The organism is Pseudomonas sp. G5001, from assembly GCF_013385475.1.
Classification (GTDB): Bacteria; Pseudomonadota; Gammaproteobacteria; order Pseudomonadales; family Pseudomonadaceae; genus Aquipseudomonas.
On record NZ_JACAPZ010000011.1, the window covers coordinates 281,129 to 301,576 of the forward strand.

Consider the following 20,448-nt stretch of genomic DNA (forward strand, 5'->3'; position numbering starts at 1 on the left):
ATCATGACCGTTCGTCGGCATCCGCCAACTTGTAGCGAATGTGTAAACCCGAAGAACTGAAACCTTGCGTCTACAGTCTTACCGAACACGAACATCTCAAGGAGCTTACATGTCTCGTTTCATTCGCAGTGCAGCCACCCTCACCCTCGGCGCCGCTACCCTCGCCAGCCTGCCGGCCATGGCCGCTGACGAACTGCATTACAACCAGATTTCCCTGCGTGCCGAAGTCAGCCAGGAAGTGGCGCGCGACCAGATGATCGTCACCCTGTACACCGAGTCGCAGAACACCGACCCGGCCAAGCTTGCCGCCGAAATCACCACCACCATGAACAAGGCGCTGGCCCAGGCCCGCGAAGTCAAAGGCGTGACCCTGCGCCAGGGTAGCCGCAACAGCTACCCGATCTACGACAACAAGAACCAGAAAATCACCGGCTGGCGTGAACGCGCTGAGCTGCGCATGGAAAGTGCCGACTTCGCCGCCCTGTCCAAGCTCACCGGCGACATGCTGACCAACCTGAAAATGGACAGCATGGACTTCGCCATCGCCAACCCGACCCGCAAGGCCAGCGAAGATGCCCTGCTTAAAGAAGCGGTCACCGCATTCAAGGCCCGTGCACAACTGGCCACCGATGCGCTGGGCGGCAAGGGCTACAAGATCATCAACCTGAACTTCAACACCAACGGTTATCCACAGCCGTATGCCCGCGGCGGGATGATGATGAAAGCCGCAGCGATGGATTCGGCACCGACGCCGGAAGTCGAAGCCGGCACCAGCCAGGTCAACATGACAGCAGATGGCGTGATCGAAGTCCAGATGCCTTGATCGAGCGGTACCCCAGTTGCAATGACGCTGCCCACGGGCAGCGTTTTTTTTGCCTGCGCACTTCATTCAAGAAGTATCAGCGGTAATAACCGGATATCAGCTTAAGAAAATACTCAATGGCTGAGAGTGTTCTGGTCCACACACCTTGAAGCGCACCGGCGATAAATCTTTTCAGCTTATAACCCGCGTAATGGCGAACTACATCTTCCCCATCAAAGAACGGAACACGCCTACACGCTGAACCACCTATGGCGGACATCACATCATTCCTGCACACCATGCACATCAGGATTTGTCATATGACCACCATAGGTTCCATCGCGGCAAACAACGGCTTCTTCCTTGATACCCCCTCCTCGGCAGGTATTGCCGAAGAACAGGGAAAACCCCGCCAAGGTACGGATACTTCACGGCAGACATATTCGCCAGGGCAGCCCGTAAAGGCAGCCGATCGGGCCACCGACACTCCCGCATCACGACCCCGCCGTCACACTCACGACGTGTTGATCCCGGGATTGCCATACAACAAGACAGTCGAAAACTACATTCGCAGTGCAACGACAGGGTTCGAGACGCCCCTGGAAAGCACCGCCAACCTTATCAAGGCCGAAATCAAGAAAAAGTGGGGCGAGGACGTTGATCCGGACAACACGTTTATTACTACCTTCAACTACGACCCGACACGGGGAAGGCCTCCTCGCAATGCAAAGGTACTGAACCGGATAACCTTGACCCAGGCGGCCCTGCAAGATGTGCAGAAAAAAAACAACACCGATGAACACCAGACGCCCGAGGAAAAAACACGCACGACCCTGCATACCTGGCTGGAACGGCTACTGACGTTTTCGCCGCTGGGCCAGGCGGGGCTTGCCATTGACTCTGCCGTCAATGCCCAGCAGACCTATGAGTTTATATACCGCGCCTCCCCGCCCGGCCAGCGCCAGCAATACAACGAGTCGATGCGGATCAAAAAGACCCCGGAGCAATTCAGGGAATTGGTGTGGAACACCGAACGCGCCGCGCCGTATAAAACATTCCTGGATACGTTCTGGCCCAGCCACGAAAGCAAATACACGGCATTGACCAAGGCCTCCTTCGTTGCCGCCATCCTGCTCCAGGAAAAGACCGGCAGCCTGAGCCCAAGCGACAAGGAACTGGCGCTACGCGCAGCGAACTTGACCACCGATAAAGACTGGTCGAACCTCCGCGTCGAGGACCTGAAAGCCTCTGCCGCCCAGGACCCAGGCCTGGAAATGGGTCTGCTCAGCATCAACGGTTTTCAATCTTCGGACCTGCTGTACATCACCGACAAAAACCCCAAGGTCACCGATGACGGCAAGATCATCAGCCCCACGCTTTTGTATATTCCCGGCAACTCGTCGCCTATTCATCGCTTTGACAGCCAGGCCCAGATGAAAAACTGGCTGGCTGAGCAAGCTGCCGACCCCACCAAGCGCGAAGCCCTTTCAACCCATTTCACGCTGCGTGACCAGGCCGACCGGACGTTCTCCGACGGCGTGAACCAGACACTGACCGGGCTGGGTGGCTGGCACCGCAAAGACGCGCCGGATGCCGATGTGTTGGAGCGCCTGAATGAATTCAACCCGCAGACTTTCATCACCACCGAACCCCTCGCCCAGGACCCATTCGAGGCCATTACTGCCCGCCAGAAAGATCGCTCGTACAAGGATGCCGAGACCCAAATCGTCACCGACAGCGACGTGACCAAAGCCAACATCCTCAAAGGCCTGGAAACCGCCACCAAGGTCGCGATGCTGATGACGCCGCTGGCACTGGTGATGCCCGAAGTCGCCGTGGCCCTCGAGGTGTTCTACGTCGCCTCCGGCGTAGCGGAGGCCGGTATCGGCATCGATGACGTCAAGCACGGCAAGAAAGGCGGGGCCGACCATATCGTGTTCGGAGTGCTCAATGCGCTGCCGACGGTGGCTTCGGGCGCAACTTCACTGGTGGAGAAAGGGATAGAGAGGGCCTCGAAAGCCCTTGAGTCCTCCACCCGCATCGCCCTCACGCGCGAAGTCGAGCCGGGAGCTGCAGGGGCAAGCGTGCTGGTACCTGAGGGCCTGTCCGCAGACCAGACCTTCCTGATCAAGCGTGCAACCCATACCGATGTAGTGGTCGGGGATGACGTTTACCGCTACGACCCCGCACAACCGGACGCCTTGACCAAGATGGGGCCTACCGAGCATGCCGAGCCGCTGGAGGATTTTGAAGCCGTTTGTGCGCCGGTTGGGCGCCGCGTAAAGCGCAACATTGACAGCTTGTGCTACACAAAAATGATCGAGGACGCCGATACATCGGTCGCTCAAGACGCCCAGGCACTTGAGCATCGGCGTCTCTTGCCGGGCGCCCCAACGCAGGAAGGCGCGCGGACCGTGGTGCATGAGCACAGGCTGTATAGAGTGAGCGACACATCCAGCCAGGAGCTGATGTCGGTGCCCGGGCACACGCCGGTTACCTACCGCAACCAAACCAGCGGGGTGGTGCTCAATGAGCCGGACTTCGGCTATGAAGATATCGGTCAACCACGGGCGCTCAACCAGGAAACCGTGGTTGTAAAGCTGGACCAGATCAGTGATCTCAGTGATGACCAGCGCGTCCTGAGGGGCATAAAAATACCCTACGCAGGAATAGATTATGTGGTGGTCGAGGGCGATACCGGCATTTACTACGTGGCCGAATACGACGGTTCGAACCCTGCGCTCAACTTTCAACGCATCGCCGCAAACACCGATCCGGCCAGCCGGGACATCATCAGGCTGCATGACGAGTACAAGGACCTCTATCGTGACATTTCCGGAAAAACCCACAATAACGATCTGGTGATACTGCCCTCCCTGGACTCACTGGCAAAAAAACTGAGCCTTGAATACAACTTCACACCCGATCAAGCCACCCAACTGGACCGAGTCCTGGCCGGACTGTCCGATGAAAAGAAACGTGAAGTTCTACTGGCAGTCTATGCCTGGGACAAGAAGGTAGAGGTGGCCGCCAAGACCATACAACTTGAGCCCCTTCAAAAGCCTCACTATTTCGGGCAGCTCACGGTCAACGAGCAAAACAAGGCCTACGCCCGTTGGGGCAAGAGAACGGTGGAGGAACAGTTCCAGACAACCGGTATACGGTCGGCCAACCAGAAAACCCTGGCCGATGCCGGTAACAGTCTGCGCAGCGACGTGGCCAATGAAATAGTGACCTGGCTATACACTCGAACCGGCGCGCCCAACTACTCGGAGGTCATCCTGAAAACGGGTGCTGGCAATTGCGACCAGATGGCCAGGGTCGCCACCGATACCGTTAACGCCAGCGGCGGCTTTGCCCGCATTGCACAAGTGCAGGGACACACCTTCAGCGTGGTCGGCGGCCCCGCAAGTCAGCCTAACCTCTTGACCGCTGGATTTGCCGAGCCCGAATGGGCCGATGCGTGGATAGTGGACCCATGGGCCGGTATCACTTGTCCGGCCAACGAGTACCACGGCCAATTCGCACAACGCATGCAGGAATGGAGCGACGAGGGCCGGCAAATCCTGATCGGAGATGGTGGTACGCCGCCTCGGCACGTCTGGAGCGATCCTATGGACCCGCGGTGGATACAGTCCACCGTTTATGGCGGCGCACAGGTGTTTTAAGGCGATCGCCGCGACGCAGGCGCTTATCTCAACCTGGGTAACCCGAACGGCGGCAATCGTGGTGACCGCCGTTCTCGTTCGTGTAGCGTTCACCTGCCATTTCAAGGAGCAGGACTGCAATGCCGCTGCCTTCGGGCAGCATTTTTTTGCCTGGCACTTAATTCAAGAAGTTTCAGCGGTAATAACCGGTTACCAGCTTCAGAAAATGCTTAATCGCCGGGCGTCTGCTGGTCCGGACACATTGAAGTGCGTTGGTGATAAATCTTTTCAACTTATAACCCGTGCAATGGACAACTACATCCTCACCCTCAACGAGCGGAACACGCCTGGACGCTGCACCACTCATGGCGTAGATCACCGTACTCCTCATCCACAGTTTATGGCGGCGCAGATGCGTGCAATCAACATCCAGCCAGGTAATCTGAAATGACAAGCTCAGTTCAACTTAACATTGTCCATTACCCAAAAACACCGCTACCCGGTACGACTCAAGAACAACGTACCGAGGCGCTGGAACGGATACCGCCAACGCCATTGAAGAGTACCGATATTTATGAAACGGACAACGTTGGCACTGCCGCCAGGAACGAGTCTGATATCTACAAGGCAACCATTTACGGACCCGACTTTGTTCACGCGCCAGGCGATGGGTATATCTACAATGAGCGAGAGGCTCATATCGATGCCTATGCCAATCGTGTAAAGACGCAGATCGAAAATATAGAAAGTGGCACTGAAGGCGAACGAAACGTCAAGTTCCAGAACGTGCGCCTGTTCATGGACCCCGCAGGATACTTCAGTGGGGGTTTATTGGCAGCCGGGTTCGACCCGCATGAAAAGTTCACGGTAACGTTCGATACCTATGTCGGTATGGGCACAGCACAAAATCTCTCTGATACCCAGACACACACTTATTTCGCATGGGAAATTGCAGCGGGTGCTCTAGCGCACGACAGACCCGCACGTGGTGGGGTTTTAAATTTTCCTGAAATGGAAATAGAAAAAAAAGACCGGACAAAAATCAATGATTTGGAAGCGTTCGGCCGACAACTTCAAGCTCGCTGGGAGAAAGACATAGCCGCGCCGATGCGCGAGGGCTCCGGAACAATAGCAGAGCGATCGGGAAAAGCAGACGCCTATGTAACACGGGGCACGTTGCTGAGCCTTCGTAGTGACACGGAAAATTTCGCAAGGTTAAGCCCTGCCGGCCAGGAAGCGGTGAATCGCACGCTGGACAAGAATGGGCAAGTGATTATCCCCAATATTTACGGCTACCCCATGAGCGGGTATGCCTTTATCCCCTACACGCCTTACGATGGCAATCCCGCCAATCGCCCCAATCAGGGAGTCATGATCGACTTGAAGAACGGCGCTGTCCGCGAGATAAAAGGCGATGACGAATTTGCGAACTGGGCCAAAGACAATCGTGATGAATTGATGCGCCGTTTCAATACCGGTGATATGCAAGGGGGACACAATGCCCACTGGCCACCGGCCGGGGCGGTGCTCGACAGCCTCATCCAGGATAATCGGTCGCGATATCCGGGGTACGAACACTGGTACAAAGATAAATCCGTGCCGGTACGAGAGCTATTCAACTACACCGAATCGCGAAAAGCAGGTTATGGGCTGCAATTTGGCGATCTGAACAAAGGTATCGCCCCCCACTATCAGGAGCAGAACGCCAACAATGCGGTGTGGGCCGACCAGACGGATGTGTTTGGTGCCTCGCAGCAAGCCTGGAAGTCGGTGAAAGACACCTGGGGCAAAACCTTTGGTAATCTGCCCATTGTTGGCAATATAGGCAATATCGTGTTTGGCGTGCATGACAGCCTCTATGGCAAGACCGCAGGCGAGCGCACAGGGGGAACTGCTGCGGCCGTCATCTCAAGCCTGATGCTGGCACACGAAGTTGCACCCGGTTTGGTCGAGGCGAGCCTGGGTGAAACTCCGATCACGTTCAACTCCACCGTTACTGAAGACTACCGCTGGAACTATAATTCGCAGAAGAGCGAATTTGAGCTGACACGCGTTTCGAAAGTATCCGGCGATAGTCATCCGGACCCGTCTTTAAATGAAATTGAGTCGAGTGGACCAGAGGCCCCCCCGGCATCTATCAACGTAGACGGCGTCGAACTGCCGCCCCTGAAAACGGTTAAAAATCTGCCGGTCGGCGAGGCCCTTTTTTCTACTGCTGAAAAAACCAGTATTCTCAGTGGAGAAATAGATAGCCTGAACACTATCAACGATAAACTTTACACGTTCGTGGATGTGAACAAACAAGGTTCGGCCCAGCGATTGAACATACTGGTACACGGTAAAGTCGATGAGACTACCGGGGTCGCAAAAGTTTCTTATGATGGAAAGCTCAATAGTCCGGAAGAATTGCTGGATACGCTTCACAGCAAAGGGATCCATCCGGAAGAGTTCGACAACGTGCGCCTGCTGTCATGTGATTCCGCAACCGGTGGGGATGCTTCGTTTGCCGCTCAATTCCAAAAGTTGATTGGCCGCCCTGTCAAAGGTTATAGCGGCACCTTGAGTGCCAACCTGGCCCCTGAAGAGATAAAAGCTGCCATTGACAAGGTAGAAAAAATCTACCTGGAGAACTTATCCGCACAAAATATTCAGATCACCGATAACGTCCGTACCGCAGTAAGAGCTGAGGCTGCACAGTATGTCAGCGACGAAATGGCGCGAATCAAGAAATTCAAGCCGTCAAAGAACAACCCGTACTGGAATCCGTTCAAGTGGTGGGCGTTCACTTATAAACCCGAACACTTTCCGGCTAAATCGTAGCGACCTGGAATAGCCGAATCCCGGAGACACTGGGGCCTCGCATGCTTATCTCTACCTGAGTGACAAGAACGGCGGTAACCTCGGTGACTGCCGTTTTCGTTCGGGCACTATTTGCCTGCCACTTCAGGGGTCTCCATGGAAAGAATCACCTTAAAACCGCTGCTCCTTGCTGCCGGCCTGCTGGCATTCATGCCCATGGCCCAGGCAGCCGGCACCCTGGTCTACTGCTCCGAAGCCAGCCCCGCCGGCTTCGACCCCAGCCAGTACACCAGTGGCACCGATTTCGATGCCTCCGCCGAAACCGTGTTCAACCGCCTGACCCAGTTCAAGCGTGGCGGCACTGAAGTCGAACCCGGCCTGGCAACCAATTGGGACGTGTCCAAAGACGGCCTGATGTATACCTTCCACCTGCGCGATGGCGTCAAGTTCCACACCACCGACTATTTCACCCCGACCCGTGATTTCAACGCCGACGACGTGCTCTTCACCTTCCAGCGCCTGCTGGATCCCGAGACCCCGTTCCGCAAGGCCTATCCATCGGAGTCGCCCTACTTCACCGACATGGGCTTGAACACCACGATCAAGAGCGTCGAAAAACTCGACGAGCACACCGTGCGCTTCAACCTGAACAACGTTGACGCCTCCTTCGTGCAGAACCTGGCCATGAGCTTCGCCTCGGTGCAGTCCGCCGAATATGCCGCGCAGTTGCTCAAGGAAGGCAAGGCCGCGGACATCAATCAGAAGCCGGTGGGCACCGGGCCATTTGTGTTCAAGCGTTACCAGAAGGATTCGCAGATTCGCTACAGCGCCAATAAACAGTATTGGAAGCCCGAAGATGTGAAGCTCGACAACCTGGTGTTCTCGATCACCCCGGACGCCGCCGTGCGCCTGCAAAAGCTCAAGGCCGGCGAGTGCCAGGTCAGCGGTTACCCGCGCCCTTCCGACATCGAAGTGATGAAGCAAGACCCCAACCTGCGGGTTCTTCAGCAAGCCGGCTTCAACCTGGGCTTTCTCGCCTACAACGTGACCCACCCGCCCCTGGACCAGCTCAAGGTGCGCCAGGCGCTGGACATGGCCATCGACAAGCCGGCAATTATCAAGGCGGTGTACCAGAGCGCCGGACAATTGGCGCAGAACGCCCTGCCTCCGGCCCAGTGGTCTTATGACCCTACAATCAAGGACGCGCCCTACGATCCGGCCAAGGCGCGGGCGCTACTAAAAGAAGCAGGGGTTGCACCAGGTACCACCCTCAACCTGTGGGCGATGACCGTACAACGCGCGTCGAATCCCAATGCCCGGATGTCGGCGCAGATGATCCAGCAGGATTGGGAAAAGATTGGCATCAAGGCCAATATCGTCAGCTATGAGTGGGGCGAGTACATCAAACGCGCCAAAGCCGGCGAGCACGACGTGATGATCTACGGCTGGACCGGCGACAACGGCGACCCGGATAACTGGCTGGGCGTGCTCTACAGTTGTGCCGCGGTGAAGGGCAGCAATTATGCAAAATGGTGTAACCCGGCCTACGACAAACTGGTGCAGCAGGCCAAGGTCAGCAGCGACCGCGAGCAGCGCATCAAGTGGTATCAACAGGCACAAAAAATCCTTAAGGAACAAGTACCTATAACGCCTATCGCAAACTCGACGGTTTTCCAGCCCCTGCGAAAGGAAGTACAGGACTTCAAGATCAGTCCTTTTGGACTCACTCCCTTCTACGGCGTCAGTCTGAATAAGTAACAGCCGCGCCCCAACCGAGTGCGCCAGACGCCTCGGTTGGGCATTCCTGGTGCAGCCCTCGCACCGAAAAAAACCCTCAAAAGTGCGTAAATGTGTCTGAACTTACACATATGCGACATTCGTGTACGTTCGTACCACTGTTTAGCCGTTGTAGGCTCTCAACATCTTGCATTGGGTATGGGCCCTGCATAAGTATCCGCAGGTCGACTCACGAGGTCGCCCTCACTACCAAAAATGACAACAAATCATGAGGCCAACATGCTTAAACACGCAGTCATTCCGTTATTAGTCAGCGCCGGTTTAATGGCTGCTGCACCTTTCGCCCAAGCGGCGAGCAACCTGGTGTTCTGCTCCGAAGGGAGCCCGGCCGGTTTTGATCCAGGCCAGTACACCACCGGAACAGACTTCGATGCTTCGGCCGAAACCATGTTCAACCGTCTGACCCAGTTCGAGCGCGGCGGCACCGCTGTTGTTCCTGGGCTCGCCACGACCTGGGACGTTTCCCCGGATGGCCTGACGTACACCTTCCACCTGCGTGAAGGCGTCAAGTTCCACACCACCCCGTACTTCAAGCCAACTCGTGAATTCACGGCTGACGACGTACTTTTCACCTTCAACCGGATGATCAATAAAGACGATCCGTTCCGTAAAGCCTACCCGACCGAGTTCCCGTACTTCACGGACATGGGTATGGACACCAACATCAAGAACATCGAGAAAGTCGATGACCACACCGTCAAGTTCACCCTTGGCACCGTGGACGCCGCCTTCATCCAGAACCTGGCAATGAGCTTCGCCTCCATCCAGTCGGCTGAATACGCCGCCCAGCTGTTGAAGGAAGGCAAGGCACAGGACATCAACCAGAAGCCAATCGGCACTGGTCCGTTCGTGTTCAAGAGCTACCAGAAAGACTCCAACATCCGTTACACCGGCAACAAGGATTACTGGAAACCTGAAGACGTGAAGATCGACAACCTGATCTTCGCCATCACTACCGACCCGTCGGTGCGTATCCAGAAGCTGAAGAAAAACGAATGCCAGGTGACCCTGTTCCCACGTCCGGCCGACCTCAAGGCGCTGGGTGAAGACAAGGACCTGAAACTGCCGCACCAAGCCGGTTTCAACCTGGGCTACATCGCCTACAACGTAATGCCGGTCCTCAAGGGCCAGACCGCGCCTAACCCGCTGTCCGACCTGCGCGTGCGTGAGGCCCTGGACATGTCGGTGAACAAGCAGCAGATCATCGACTCGGTGTACCAGGGCGCAGGCCAACTGGCTGTCAACGCCATGCCGCCAACCCAGTGGTCCTATGACACCACCATCAAGGATGCGCCGTTTGATGTGACCAAAGCCAAGGCTTTGCTCAAGGAAGCCGGCGTCAAGGAAGGCACCGAGATCACCCTGTGGGCGATGCCGGTCCAGCGTCCGTACAACCCGAACGCCAAGCTGATGGCCGAGATGCTGCAGAACGACTGGAAACAGATCGGCCTGAAAGTGAACATCGTCAGCTATGAGTGGGGCGAGTACATCAAGCGTTCCAAAGGCGGCGAGAACCAAGCCATGATCATTGGCTGGAGCGGCGACAATGGTGACCCGGACAACTGGCTGAACGTGCTGTTCGGCTGCGATTCCCTGGCCGGCAACAACTTCTCCAAGTGGTGCGACAAGAAATTCGACGGCATCGTGAAAGAAGCCAAGGCGACTTCCGACGTAGCCAAACGCACCGAGCTGTACAAGCAGGCGCAACATATCCTCAAAGATGCAGTCCCGATGACACCTATCGCGCACTCGACGGTGTATCAACCCATGCGCAACAACGTGCAGGACTTCAAGATCAGCCCATTTGGCTTGAACTCCTTCTACGGCGTGAGCGTAAGCGGCAAGTAAGGATCTCTGGCGGCGACGTTTCATAACGTCGCCGTTATTGCATCCGCCAAGACCGTAGGAAACAGACCACCTCCGCACACGCTGCCGTCCTACGGCAGCTAACTGCGAATCGCGGCTCCGTTACCTACAAGGTCTGTCAGATTCGTTGCATTTACTGCCTGGCTCCCGACCCATAACGTCGTGGTACGGCAGACGCATCGTCTCTGTAGGGCAACTGCCGTTGTGGGATCAGTGTTGTCGCAAGGTCGTGAATGACCTTGCGATTGCTCACTGACGAAAACAACAAACAAGGATCGGGATTGTTATGCGCCATACCACCGTTCTATCCGCGATATTTGGCACCAGCCTGCTGGCTGTGGCCTCGATGGGCCAGGCTGCCGAGAAAAAGAGCCTGGTGTTTTGCTCCGAAGGCAGCCCGGCGGGCTTCGACACCGCGCAATACACGACGGCCACCGATAACGACGCCGCCGAGCCTATCTACAACCGCTTGGCCGAGTTTGAAAAAGGCGCGACCAATGTCGTACCGGGCCTGGCAACCCGTTGGGATATTTCCGAAGACGGCCTGACCTATACCTTCCATCTGCGTGAAGGGGTGAAATTCCACGGCAACAAGGACTTCAAGCCGACGCGCGACTTCAACGCCGACGACGTGCTGTTCACCTTCAATCGCATGCTTGACCCCGAACACCCGTTCCGCAAGGCCTACCCCACCGAGTTTCCGTACTTCAACGGGATGAGCCTGAACAAGAATATCGCCAAGGTCGAGAAAACCGACCCGCACACCGTGGTGATGACCCTGAACACGGTCGACGCCGCGTTTATCCAGAACATCGCCATGAGCTTCGCCTCGATCCTGTCGGCCGAATACGCCGACCATTTGCTCAAGGTCGGCAAGCCCAGCGACATCAACCAGAAGCCGATCGGCACCGGGCCGTTCGTGTTCCAGCGCTACCAGAAAGACTCGCAGATTCGCTACACCGGCAACAAACAGTACTGGGACCCGAGCCGCGTGAAGCTCGACCAGCTGATTTTTGCGATCAACACCGACGCCTCGGTACGGGTGCAAAAGCTCAAGGCCGGCGAATGCCAGATCACCCTGCACCCGCGCCCGGCCGACGTCGAAGCCCTGAAGGCCGACCCGAACCTGCAACTGCTGACCAAGCCAGGCTTTAACCTCGGCTACATCGCCTATAACGTGCGGCACAAGCCCTTCGACCAGCTCGAAGTGCGCCAGGCCCTGGACATGGCGGTGAACAAGCAGAGCATCCTCAACGCCGTGTACCAGGGCGCGGGGCAACTGGCGGTCAACGCCATGCCGCCGACCCAGTGGTCTTACGACGACACCATCAAGGACGCCGCCTACAACCCGGAAAAAGCCAAGGAATTGCTCAAGGCTGCCGGCGTGAAGGAAGGCACCGAGATCACCCTGTGGGCGATGCCGGTACAACGGCCGTACAACCCCAACGCCAAGCTGATGGCCGAAATGCTGCAAAGCGATTGGGCAAAGATTGGCCTCAAGGTCAAGATCGTCAGCTATGAATGGGGCGAGTACATCAAGCGCACCAAGAATGGCGAGCATGACATCAGCCTGATCGGCTGGACCGGCGACAACGGTGACCCGGACAACTGGCTGGGCACCCTCTACAGCTGCGACGCCATCGGCGGGAACAACTACTCCATGTGGTGTGACCCGGCGTACGACAAGCTGATCAAGCAAGCCAAGGTCGTCACCGACCGCGAACAAAGGACTGTTCTATACAAACAGGCGCAGCAACTGCTCAAGCAGCAGGTGCCGATCACGCCAGTCGCCCACTCGACGGTCAACCAGCCGTTAAGCGCCAAAGTCGAAGGTTTCAAAGTGAGCCCCTTCGGCCGCAACGTGTTCTCGGGCGTCAGCATCAACCCATAAAAAGATAACCGGATTGCGCAGGGCGAGCATTCGCCTTGCTGCAAACGTGCAGCCTTATTTCGGGTTTTACCCATGGGCAAACGTTTGCAAAGGCTTGAACGAGTTACACACCCAATAGCCGGTTCACCTAAAAAGACCGGCATTAAAAAGAGAACCAAAGGAGCTTCACCCATGAAACTGAGCAGCACCGCGCTACTGGCCCTGGCCATCAGCAGCATCACGGCTAACGCCTACGCTGATCCTGCAAGCCAGGACTTCGTTCCAACCACACTGGCCGGCACCAGCGCCCAAAGCGAGGCCAAAGGCTTTATCGATGGCGCAAGCCTGGGCGGTACAACCCGTAACTGGTTCTCCAACGAACAACGCTTCCGTGGCAGCAAGTTCACTTACCAGAAGCACGGCGAAGCCCGTACTGACAACTACCGTACCAACTGGGTGCAAGGCACCATCCTCAACGCTACCTCGGGTTTCACCCAAGGCACCGTTGGCGTGAGCACTGAAGTGGCGGTTTACAACGCTCTGGTCCTGGACCGCAGCAAGCGCGACATCAAGGGCGGCTCCAACCGTACCCTGGCCGACTCCGACGGCGACGCTGTAGACCAGTGGAGCAAACTGGGCCTGGCCAACGTCAAGTTCCGTGTCTCGAACACCACCTTGACCGCCGGTCGCCAGAACTTCAGCAGCGGCATCATCGACACCATCGGTAACCGTGCGCTGCCTTCGAGCTTCGAAGGTGTGAGCTTCAACAGCGAAGAGTTCAGCAACCTGTCCTTCCAGGGCGGCGTGTTCGACCGCGTTTCGCCACGGACCGAGCAGAGCCTGTCGAAATTCCGTACTGAATACGGCAATGGTCGCCAGGAAACCGACAAGGTCAACACCCTGGGCGTCAACTACCAGCCGTTCAAGAGCCTGAAGACCAGCCTGTTCGCCGCTAACGTGGAAGACTTCTGGAACCAGTACTACTTCGGTGCTACCCACGAGCTGGGTGACAGCCAGACCCTGTCCCTGACCACGGGCCTGAACTACTACAAAACCGTCGACGAAGGCAAAAAGTTGATGGGCAAGATCGACAACGACACCTACTCGCTGTCGTTCGGCCTGACCCACCAGGCTCACAGCCTGACCTTCTCCTACCAGGCCGTGAACGGCGACGAGTACTTCGACTACCTGCACGAAACCAACGGCATCTACCTGGCCAACTCCCTGACGTCCGACTTCAACGGTCCGAACGAGAAGTCCTTCCAGATCGCCTACGGCATCAACATGGCCGAATACGGCGTGCCGGGCCTGAAGTTCAACGTCTACTCGGCACGTGGCTGGGGTATCGACGGTACTCACTACACCGGCGACGGCGGCCGCGCTGGCTTTGCCTACAACGGCATTCAGGCCCAGGACGGCGAGAAGCACCAGGAATACGGTGTAGGCGCGGCTTACGCGATCCAGAGCGGCGCACTCAAGGCCACCACCATTCGTGGTACCTACGTGACTCACCGTGCCAGCGCCAACCAGGCTGACGGCAACCTGCGTGAGTTCCGCCTGGTGACCACCATCCCGTTCAACATTCTTTAATCAGCGCCAGGTCGGCGGCGGGCTCAGGACGGGCCCGCCGCCTACGCTTGTCTGGTCCAATCGATTGCAGAGGGCTCTTAGATGAAAATGCTCCCGTTACAAGCCGCCATTGCCGCTGCGCTGTTGAGCGTTGCTGTGGGCATCTCGGCCAAACCGTTGGTCGTCTGCACCGAAGCCAGCCCGGAAGGCTTCGATCCGGTCCTGTACACCACGGCTGTCACCGCCGACGCCGCGGCCGAAACCATCTTCAACCGCCTGGTGGACTTCAAGCCCGGCACCACCGAAGTGATCCCGGCGCTGGCCAAAGACCTGCCCGAGATCAGCGCCGATGGCCTGACCTACACCTTTCACCTGCGTGACGACATCAAGTTCCACACCACCGACTACTTCAAACCCACGCGCAACATGAACGCCGACGACGTGCTTTGGAGCTTCCAGCGCCAGCTGGACCCGAATCACCCGTGGCACAAAAAGTCCAACGTGGGCTACCCATACTTTGAAAGCATGGGCTTCAAGGAACTGCTCAAGAGCGTAGAAAAGACCGATGACCACACCGTGGTCTTCACCCTGACCCGCCCTGAAGCACCGTTCCTGGCCGACCTGGCCATGGCGTTTTCCTCGATTCACTCCGCCGAATACGCCGACCAGTTGCTCAAGTCCGGCAAGACCGATGACCTGAACGCCAAGCCCATCGGCACCGGCCCGTTCATCTTCACCCGCTACGCCAAAGACGCCCAAGTGCGCTTCAAGGCCAACCCGGACTACTTCCGTGGCAAGCCGCCGGCTGACCCGCTGATCCTGGCCATCACCACCGACAACAACGTGCGCCTGCAAAAGCTCAAGGCCAACGAATGCCAGATCGCGCTCTATCCGAAACCGGATGACGTGCCGAGCATGAAGGCCGACCCGAACCTGAAGGTGGCGGAACTGGCGGCGATGACCACCGCCTACACCGCCATGAACACCACCCACAAGTACATGAGCGACGCGCGGGTGCGTCACGCGATCAACATCGCGTTCGACAAGAAGGGCTACAACGAATCCCTGTACGGCAAAGGCAACGCGGTCGACGCCACCGGCCCGTACCCGCCGACCCTGCTGGGTTTCAGCGACAAGCTGAAAAACCCGCCCCGCGACCTCGACAAGGCCCGCGCCCTGCTCAAGGAAGCCGGCGTACCGGAAGGCACCGAGTTCACCCTGTTCACCCGCAACGGCGGCGGCCCGACCAACCCCAACCCGATGCTCGGCGCCCAGCGCATGCAGGCGGATCTGGCGCAGATCGGCCTGAAAGTGAACATCAAGGTCATGGAATGGGGCGAAATGCTCAAGCGCGCCAAGAATGGCGAACATGACATGGTCTCCGCCGGCTGGGCGGGGGATAACGGGGACCCGGATAACTTCCTCACCCCGAACTTGAGTTGCGATGCAGCGAAAAACGGCGAAAACTACGCCCGCTGGTGTAACAAGGAGTTTCAAGACTTGATCGACAAGGCGCGCGCCATCGCTGAACCCACCCAGCGCGCTGCACTCTATGAACAAGCAATGGACGTTTTCGACAAGGACCAACCATGGATTCCCATGGCTTACCCGAAAATGTTCACCGCCATGCGTAAAAACGTCGAGGGTTATACCCAAAGCCCTCTGACCACAAATAACTTCGCCACCACCCAGGTGAAGTAGATAAGAGACGCTCGGCACCGTCGACATTGACGGTGCCGAACCTGCCTAACCGGCTGATTGAGGTACACAACAAGATGTTTAGTTTTATTGCCCGCCGATTGGGGTTATTGATCCCCACGTTTTTCGGCATCACCTTGCTGACCTTCGCGTTGATTCGCATGATCCCTGGCGACCCCGTCGAAGTCATGATGGGCGAACGACGAGTCGACCCCGAGATGCACGCTCAGGCAATGGAACGCCTTGGTCTGAATAAACCGCTCTACGCGCAATACCTGGATTATGTCGGCAAGCTCGCCCACGGCGACCTCGGCGAATCCCTGCGCACCCGTACCAGCGTGTGGACTGAATTCACCGCCCTTTTCCCTGCGACCCTGGAACTGTCCATGGCCGCCCTGTTGTTCGCCGGCATCCTGGGGCTGTTAGCCGGGGTGATCGCGGCCTTGAAGCGAGGATCCCTGTTCGACCATGGGGTGATGGGCATCTCCCTGGCGGGATATTCGATGCCGATCTTCTGGTGGGGCCTGATCCTGATCATGTTCTTCTCCGTCAGCCTGGGCTGGACGCCAGTCTCCGGACGGATCGACCTGCTCTACGACATCGAGCCGCGCACCGGCTTCATGCTGATCGACACCCTGCTGGCCGACGAGCCGGACGCATTCTGGGACGCGTTGCACCACCTGATCCTGCCGGCCATCGTGCTCGGCACCATCCCGCTGGCCGTTATCGCGCGCATGACCCGTTCGTCGATGCTCGAAGTACTGCGCGAAGACTACATCCGCACCGCCAAGGCCAAGGGCCTGTCGCCGGCACGCGTGGTGTTCGTCCACGGCCTGCGTAACGCCTTGATCCCGGTACTCACCGTGGTCGGCCTGCAAGTCGGCACATTGCTGGCCGGCGCGGTCCTGACCGAAACCATCTTCTCGTGGCCCGGCATCGGCAAATGGCTGATCGAAGCCATTGGCGCACGGGATTATCCCGTGGTGCAAAACGGCATCCTGTTAATCGCCTGCCTGGTGATTCTGGTGAACTTCGTGGTGGATATCCTCTACGGCTTCGCCAACCCACGCATCCGTCACCAGCGCTGAGATCATGACCATGACCACACCTACTCCCGCGGTAGCAGTCGATCAAAGCCTGCTGTACCCGTCCCCGTACAAAGAATTCTGGCAAGCCTTTTCCAAGAACAAGGGCGCCGTTGCCGGCCTGCTGTTCATGTTGCTGGTGGTGTTTTGCGCGCTCTTCGCCCCTTGGGTGGCCCCGCATAACCCGAGCGAGCAATACCGTGACTTCCTGCTGACCCCTCCGGCCTGGCTGGAAGGTGGGCAGATCCAGTTCCTGCTGGGCACCGATGAACTCGGGCGTGACCTGCTGTCGCGCCTGATCCAGGGTTCGCGCCTGTCGTTGCTGATCGGCTTATCGTCGGTGGTGATGTCGCTGATCCCGGGGATCCTGCTGGGCCTGTTCGCCGGTTTCTTCCCGCGCCTGCTCGGCCCGACCATCATGCGCCTGATGGACATCATGCTGGCCCTGCCGTCGCTGCTGCTGGCTGTGGCGATTGTCGCGATCCTCGGCCCTGGCCTGATCAACACCGTGATCGCCATCGCGATCGTGTCGCTGCCGTCCTATGTCCGCCTGACCCGCGCTGCGGTGATGGGCGAACTGAACCGTGACTACGTGACCGCCGCACGCCTTGCTGGCGCCGGCCTGCCGCGCCTGATGTTCGTCACCGTGCTGCCGAACTGCATGGCGCCGCTGATCGTTCAGGCCACCCTGAGTTTCTCCTCGGCGATTCTCGATGCTGCCGCCCTGGGCTTCCTGGGCCTTGGCGTACAACCGCCAACCCCTGAGTGGGGCACCATGCTGGCTTCGGCCCGCGACTACATCGAACGCGCCTGGTGGGTCGTGAGCCTGCCTGGCTTGACCATTTTGCTCAGCGTGCTGGCAATCAACCTGATGGGCGACGGCCTGCGCGATGCGCTGGACCCGAAACTCAAGAACGCCGCCTGAGGAGATTCCCATGTCACTGCTAGAAATCAAGAATCTCAATGTCCGCTTCGGCGACAAGACCGCCGTGCCGGTGGTCGATGGCCTCGACATCTCCGTCGACAAAGGTGAAGTACTGGCGATCGTTGGCGAGTCGGGTTCGGGTAAATCCGTGACCATGATGGCGCTGATGGGCCTGATCGAGCACCCCGGTATCGTCACCGCCGACGCCCTGAACTTCGACGGCAAGGACATGCTCAAGCTGAGCAACCGCCAGCGTCGGCAGATCGTCGGCAAAGACCTGGCGATGGTCTTCCAGGACCCGATGACCGCCCTGAACCCCAGCTACACCGTGGGTTTCCAGATCGAAGAAGTGCTGCGCCTGCATTTGAAAATGTCCGGCAAGCAAGCGCGCAAGCGTGCCATCGAACTGCTAGAAAAGGTGGAAATCCCGGGCGCAGCCAGCCGTATGGATGCCTACCCGCACCAGCTGTCCGGTGGCATGAGCCAACGTGTGGCCATCGCCATGGCGATTGCCGGCGAGCCGAAACTGCTGATCGCCGATGAACCGACCACCGCCCTCGACGTAACCATCCAGGCCCAGATCATGGACCTGCTGCTGGCCTTGCAGAAAGAGCAGAACATGGGCCTGGTGCTGATCACCCACGACCTCGCGGTAGTGGCCGAAACCGCCCAGCGCGTGTGCGTGATGTATGCCGGCCAGGCCGTGGAAGTCGGCCAGGTGCCGCAGTTGTTCGACATCCCGGCGCACCCGTACAGCGAAGCGTTGCTCAAGGCGATCCCCGAGCACAGCCTGGGCGCCACGCGCCTGGCCACGCTGCCGGGTATCGTTCCCGGCCGTTATGACCGCCCGCAGGGTTGCCTGCTGTCGCCGCGGTGCCCGTATGTGCAGGAGTCCTGCCGCGCCCAACGCCCGGGCCTTGACCCGAAAAGCCACAGCCTTGCCCGCTGCTTCTACCCGCTGAATCAGGAGGTGGCGTAATGGCCGTCGTACTTACCGCCCGCGACCTGACCCGTCACTACGAAGTGTCCCGTGGCCTGTTCAAGGGCCATGCCCTGGTGCGCGCACTCAACGGTGTGTCGTTCGAGCTCGAAGCCGGCAAGACCCTCGCGGTCGTGGGCGAGTCCGGTTGCGGCAAATCCACCCTGGCCCGCGCCCTGACCTTGATTGAAGAGCCGTCTTCCGGCTCGCTGAAAATCGCCGGGCAAGAAGTCGCCGGTGCCGACAAGGCCCAGCGCAAGCAACTGCGCAAAGACGTGCAGATGGTGTTCCAGAGCCCTTACGCCTCGCTGAACCCGCGCCAGAAGGTCGGCGACCAACTGGGCGAGCCGCTGCTGATCAACACCAACCTGTCTGCCGCCGAGCGCCGGGAAAAGGTCCAGGCGATGATGAAGCAAGTGGGCCTGCGCCCTGAGCATTATCAGCGCTACCCGCACATGTTCTCCGGCGGCCAGCGCCAGCGAATCGCACTGGCGCGGGCGATGATGCTGCAACCCAAGGTGCTGGTGGCGGATGAACCGACCTCGGCGCTGGACGTATCGATCCAGGCCCAGGTGCTGAACCTGTTCATGGATTTGCAGCAGGAATTCAACACCGCCTACGTGTTCATCTCCCACAACCTCGCGGTGGTGCAGCACGTCGCCGACGACGTAATGGTGATGTACCTCGGCCGCCCGGTGGAAGTGGGCCCGAAGGAAGACATCTACGCACGCCCGCTGCACCCGTACACCCAGGCGTTGCTGTCGGCAACCCCCACCATTCATCCGGACCCGAACAAACCGAAGATCAAAATCGTCGGCGAGTTGCCCAACCCGTTGAACCCGCCGTCTGGCTGCGCCTTCCACAAGCGCTGCCCGTACGCGACCCAGCTGTGCAGCACCGATGAACCGGTGCTGCGACCTCTGGACAACCGCCAGGTGGCTTGCCACTACGCGGAGCAATTTGTGGTCTGACGTGCAAAAAAATGCTCTGGAGGGTGAGTCCAGAGCATTCCAGTGTTCTACAGCCCTGCTTGTCGGATAGCGCATCTGTTCGGCAAGCGGGGCTTTCTTTTGCCTGCGTTACTTATGTATCGCTGTCGCCATCGTTGTAGGTGTCGCTGTCTTCGCCATCATTGTCCGGGTTCTCGGCATCGTCATCGTCCTTGGAACCGCCCTGGTTTTCGTCACCGGGCTCGGATTCACTCTTGGCCAACTGCAAGCCACCCGCCTGCACCGTCTTCGCCGCCACAAACCCTGTGCCATGGCTTTGCACAGCCGTATTGGCCCACGCGGCAGACATGCCCAATGACATCATCACCAGCACTTTGAGCAACAGCACCACACGTTGAAAGATACTCATGGTCGAATTCCGCCCAGTCAGAAGATGAATTGCGCACGACAGCCTTTTACCG

14 protein-coding genes are annotated in these 20,448 nt (G+C 58.3%); 13 read left to right on the forward strand and 1 reads right to left on the reverse strand.

The genetic code is table 11. The annotated features are described in order from the left end of the window. The first annotated feature begins 109 nt into the window (after positions 1 to 109). The 13 genes from HX805_RS11415 to HX805_RS11475 all read left to right on the forward strand — a co-directional run bounded on the left by HX805_RS11415 (position 110) and on the right by HX805_RS11475 (position 20,008). Positions 110 to 823 (forward strand): SIMPL domain-containing protein, encoded by a 714-nt coding sequence (locus HX805_RS11415; RefSeq protein WP_177116870.1) that lies wholly within the window; start codon positions 110 to 112, stop codon positions 821 to 823. Positions 824 to 1,122: 299 nt separating this feature from the next. Continuing rightward, positions 1,123 to 4,470 carry a dermonecrotic toxin domain-containing protein gene (locus HX805_RS11420; RefSeq protein WP_023659189.1) on the forward strand — a complete coding sequence of 1,116 codons (3,348 nt, stop codon included), beginning with the start codon at positions 1,123 to 1,125 and terminating at the stop codon, positions 4,468 to 4,470. Between the two features lie 58 nt (positions 4,471 to 4,528). Continuing rightward, positions 4,529 to 4,900: a hypothetical protein gene (locus HX805_RS11425; RefSeq protein ID WP_152634743.1), complete on the forward strand. Its 372-nt coding sequence runs from the start codon at positions 4,529 to 4,531 to the stop codon at positions 4,898 to 4,900. Next, positions 4,897 to 7,269: a hypothetical protein gene (locus tag HX805_RS11430; protein WP_218167326.1), complete on the forward strand. Its 2,373-nt coding sequence runs from the start codon at positions 4,897 to 4,899 to the stop codon at positions 7,267 to 7,269. The genes HX805_RS11425 and HX805_RS11430 overlap by 4 nt, the downstream gene beginning before the upstream one ends. Positions 7,270 to 7,404: 135 nt before the next feature. Beyond that, positions 7,405 to 9,006: an ABC transporter substrate-binding protein gene (locus HX805_RS11435; RefSeq protein WP_008437261.1), complete on the forward strand. Its 1,602-nt coding sequence runs from the start codon at positions 7,405 to 7,407 to the stop codon at positions 9,004 to 9,006. 258 nt (positions 9,007 to 9,264) lie between these two features. Continuing rightward, positions 9,265 to 10,893, forward strand: a complete 1,629-nt coding sequence (locus HX805_RS11440) for an ABC transporter substrate-binding protein (protein WP_003216000.1) — start codon at positions 9,265 to 9,267, stop codon at positions 10,891 to 10,893. 364 nt (positions 10,894 to 11,257) lie between these two features. Continuing rightward, positions 11,258 to 12,802, forward strand: a complete 1,545-nt coding sequence (locus tag HX805_RS11445) for an ABC transporter substrate-binding protein (RefSeq protein WP_371135981.1) — start codon at positions 11,258 to 11,260, stop codon at positions 12,800 to 12,802. Between the two features lie 171 nt (positions 12,803 to 12,973). Then, positions 12,974 to 14,371: an OprD family porin gene (locus HX805_RS11450; protein ID WP_003215995.1), complete on the forward strand. Its 1,398-nt coding sequence runs from the start codon at positions 12,974 to 12,976 to the stop codon at positions 14,369 to 14,371. Positions 14,372 to 14,452: 81 nt separating this feature from the next. Continuing rightward, positions 14,453 to 16,051 (forward strand): ABC transporter substrate-binding protein, encoded by a 1,599-nt coding sequence (locus HX805_RS11455; protein ID WP_003215993.1) that lies wholly within the window; start codon positions 14,453 to 14,455, stop codon positions 16,049 to 16,051. Positions 16,052 to 16,125: 74 nt separating this feature from the next. Beyond that, on the forward strand, positions 16,126 to 17,136 hold the full coding sequence (locus HX805_RS11460) for an ABC transporter permease subunit (protein WP_003215992.1): 1,011 nt from the start codon (positions 16,126 to 16,128) through the stop codon (positions 17,134 to 17,136). Between the two features lie 10 nt (positions 17,137 to 17,146). Beyond that, on the forward strand, positions 17,147 to 18,058 hold the full coding sequence (locus HX805_RS11465) for an ABC transporter permease subunit (RefSeq protein WP_003215991.1): 912 nt from the start codon (positions 17,147 to 17,149) through the stop codon (positions 18,056 to 18,058). 10 nt (positions 18,059 to 18,068) lie between these two features. Next, complete coding sequence (locus HX805_RS11470; protein ID WP_003215989.1) at positions 18,069 to 19,037, forward strand: ABC transporter ATP-binding protein; 969 nt, start codon at positions 18,069 to 18,071, stop codon at positions 19,035 to 19,037. Beyond that, complete coding sequence (locus tag HX805_RS11475; protein WP_003215987.1) at positions 19,037 to 20,008, forward strand: peptide ABC transporter ATP-binding protein; 972 nt, start codon at positions 19,037 to 19,039, stop codon at positions 20,006 to 20,008. Before HX805_RS11470 ends, HX805_RS11475 begins: the two co-directional genes overlap by 1 nt. A gap of 112 nt (positions 20,009 to 20,120) precedes the next feature. Here HX805_RS11475 and HX805_RS11480 read toward each other — a convergent pair whose 3' ends face one another. Next, positions 20,121 to 20,396, reverse strand: a complete 276-nt coding sequence (locus HX805_RS11480; protein WP_003215984.1) for a hypothetical protein — start codon at positions 20,394 to 20,396, stop codon at positions 20,121 to 20,123. Positions 20,397 to 20,448: the final 52 nt, after the last annotated feature.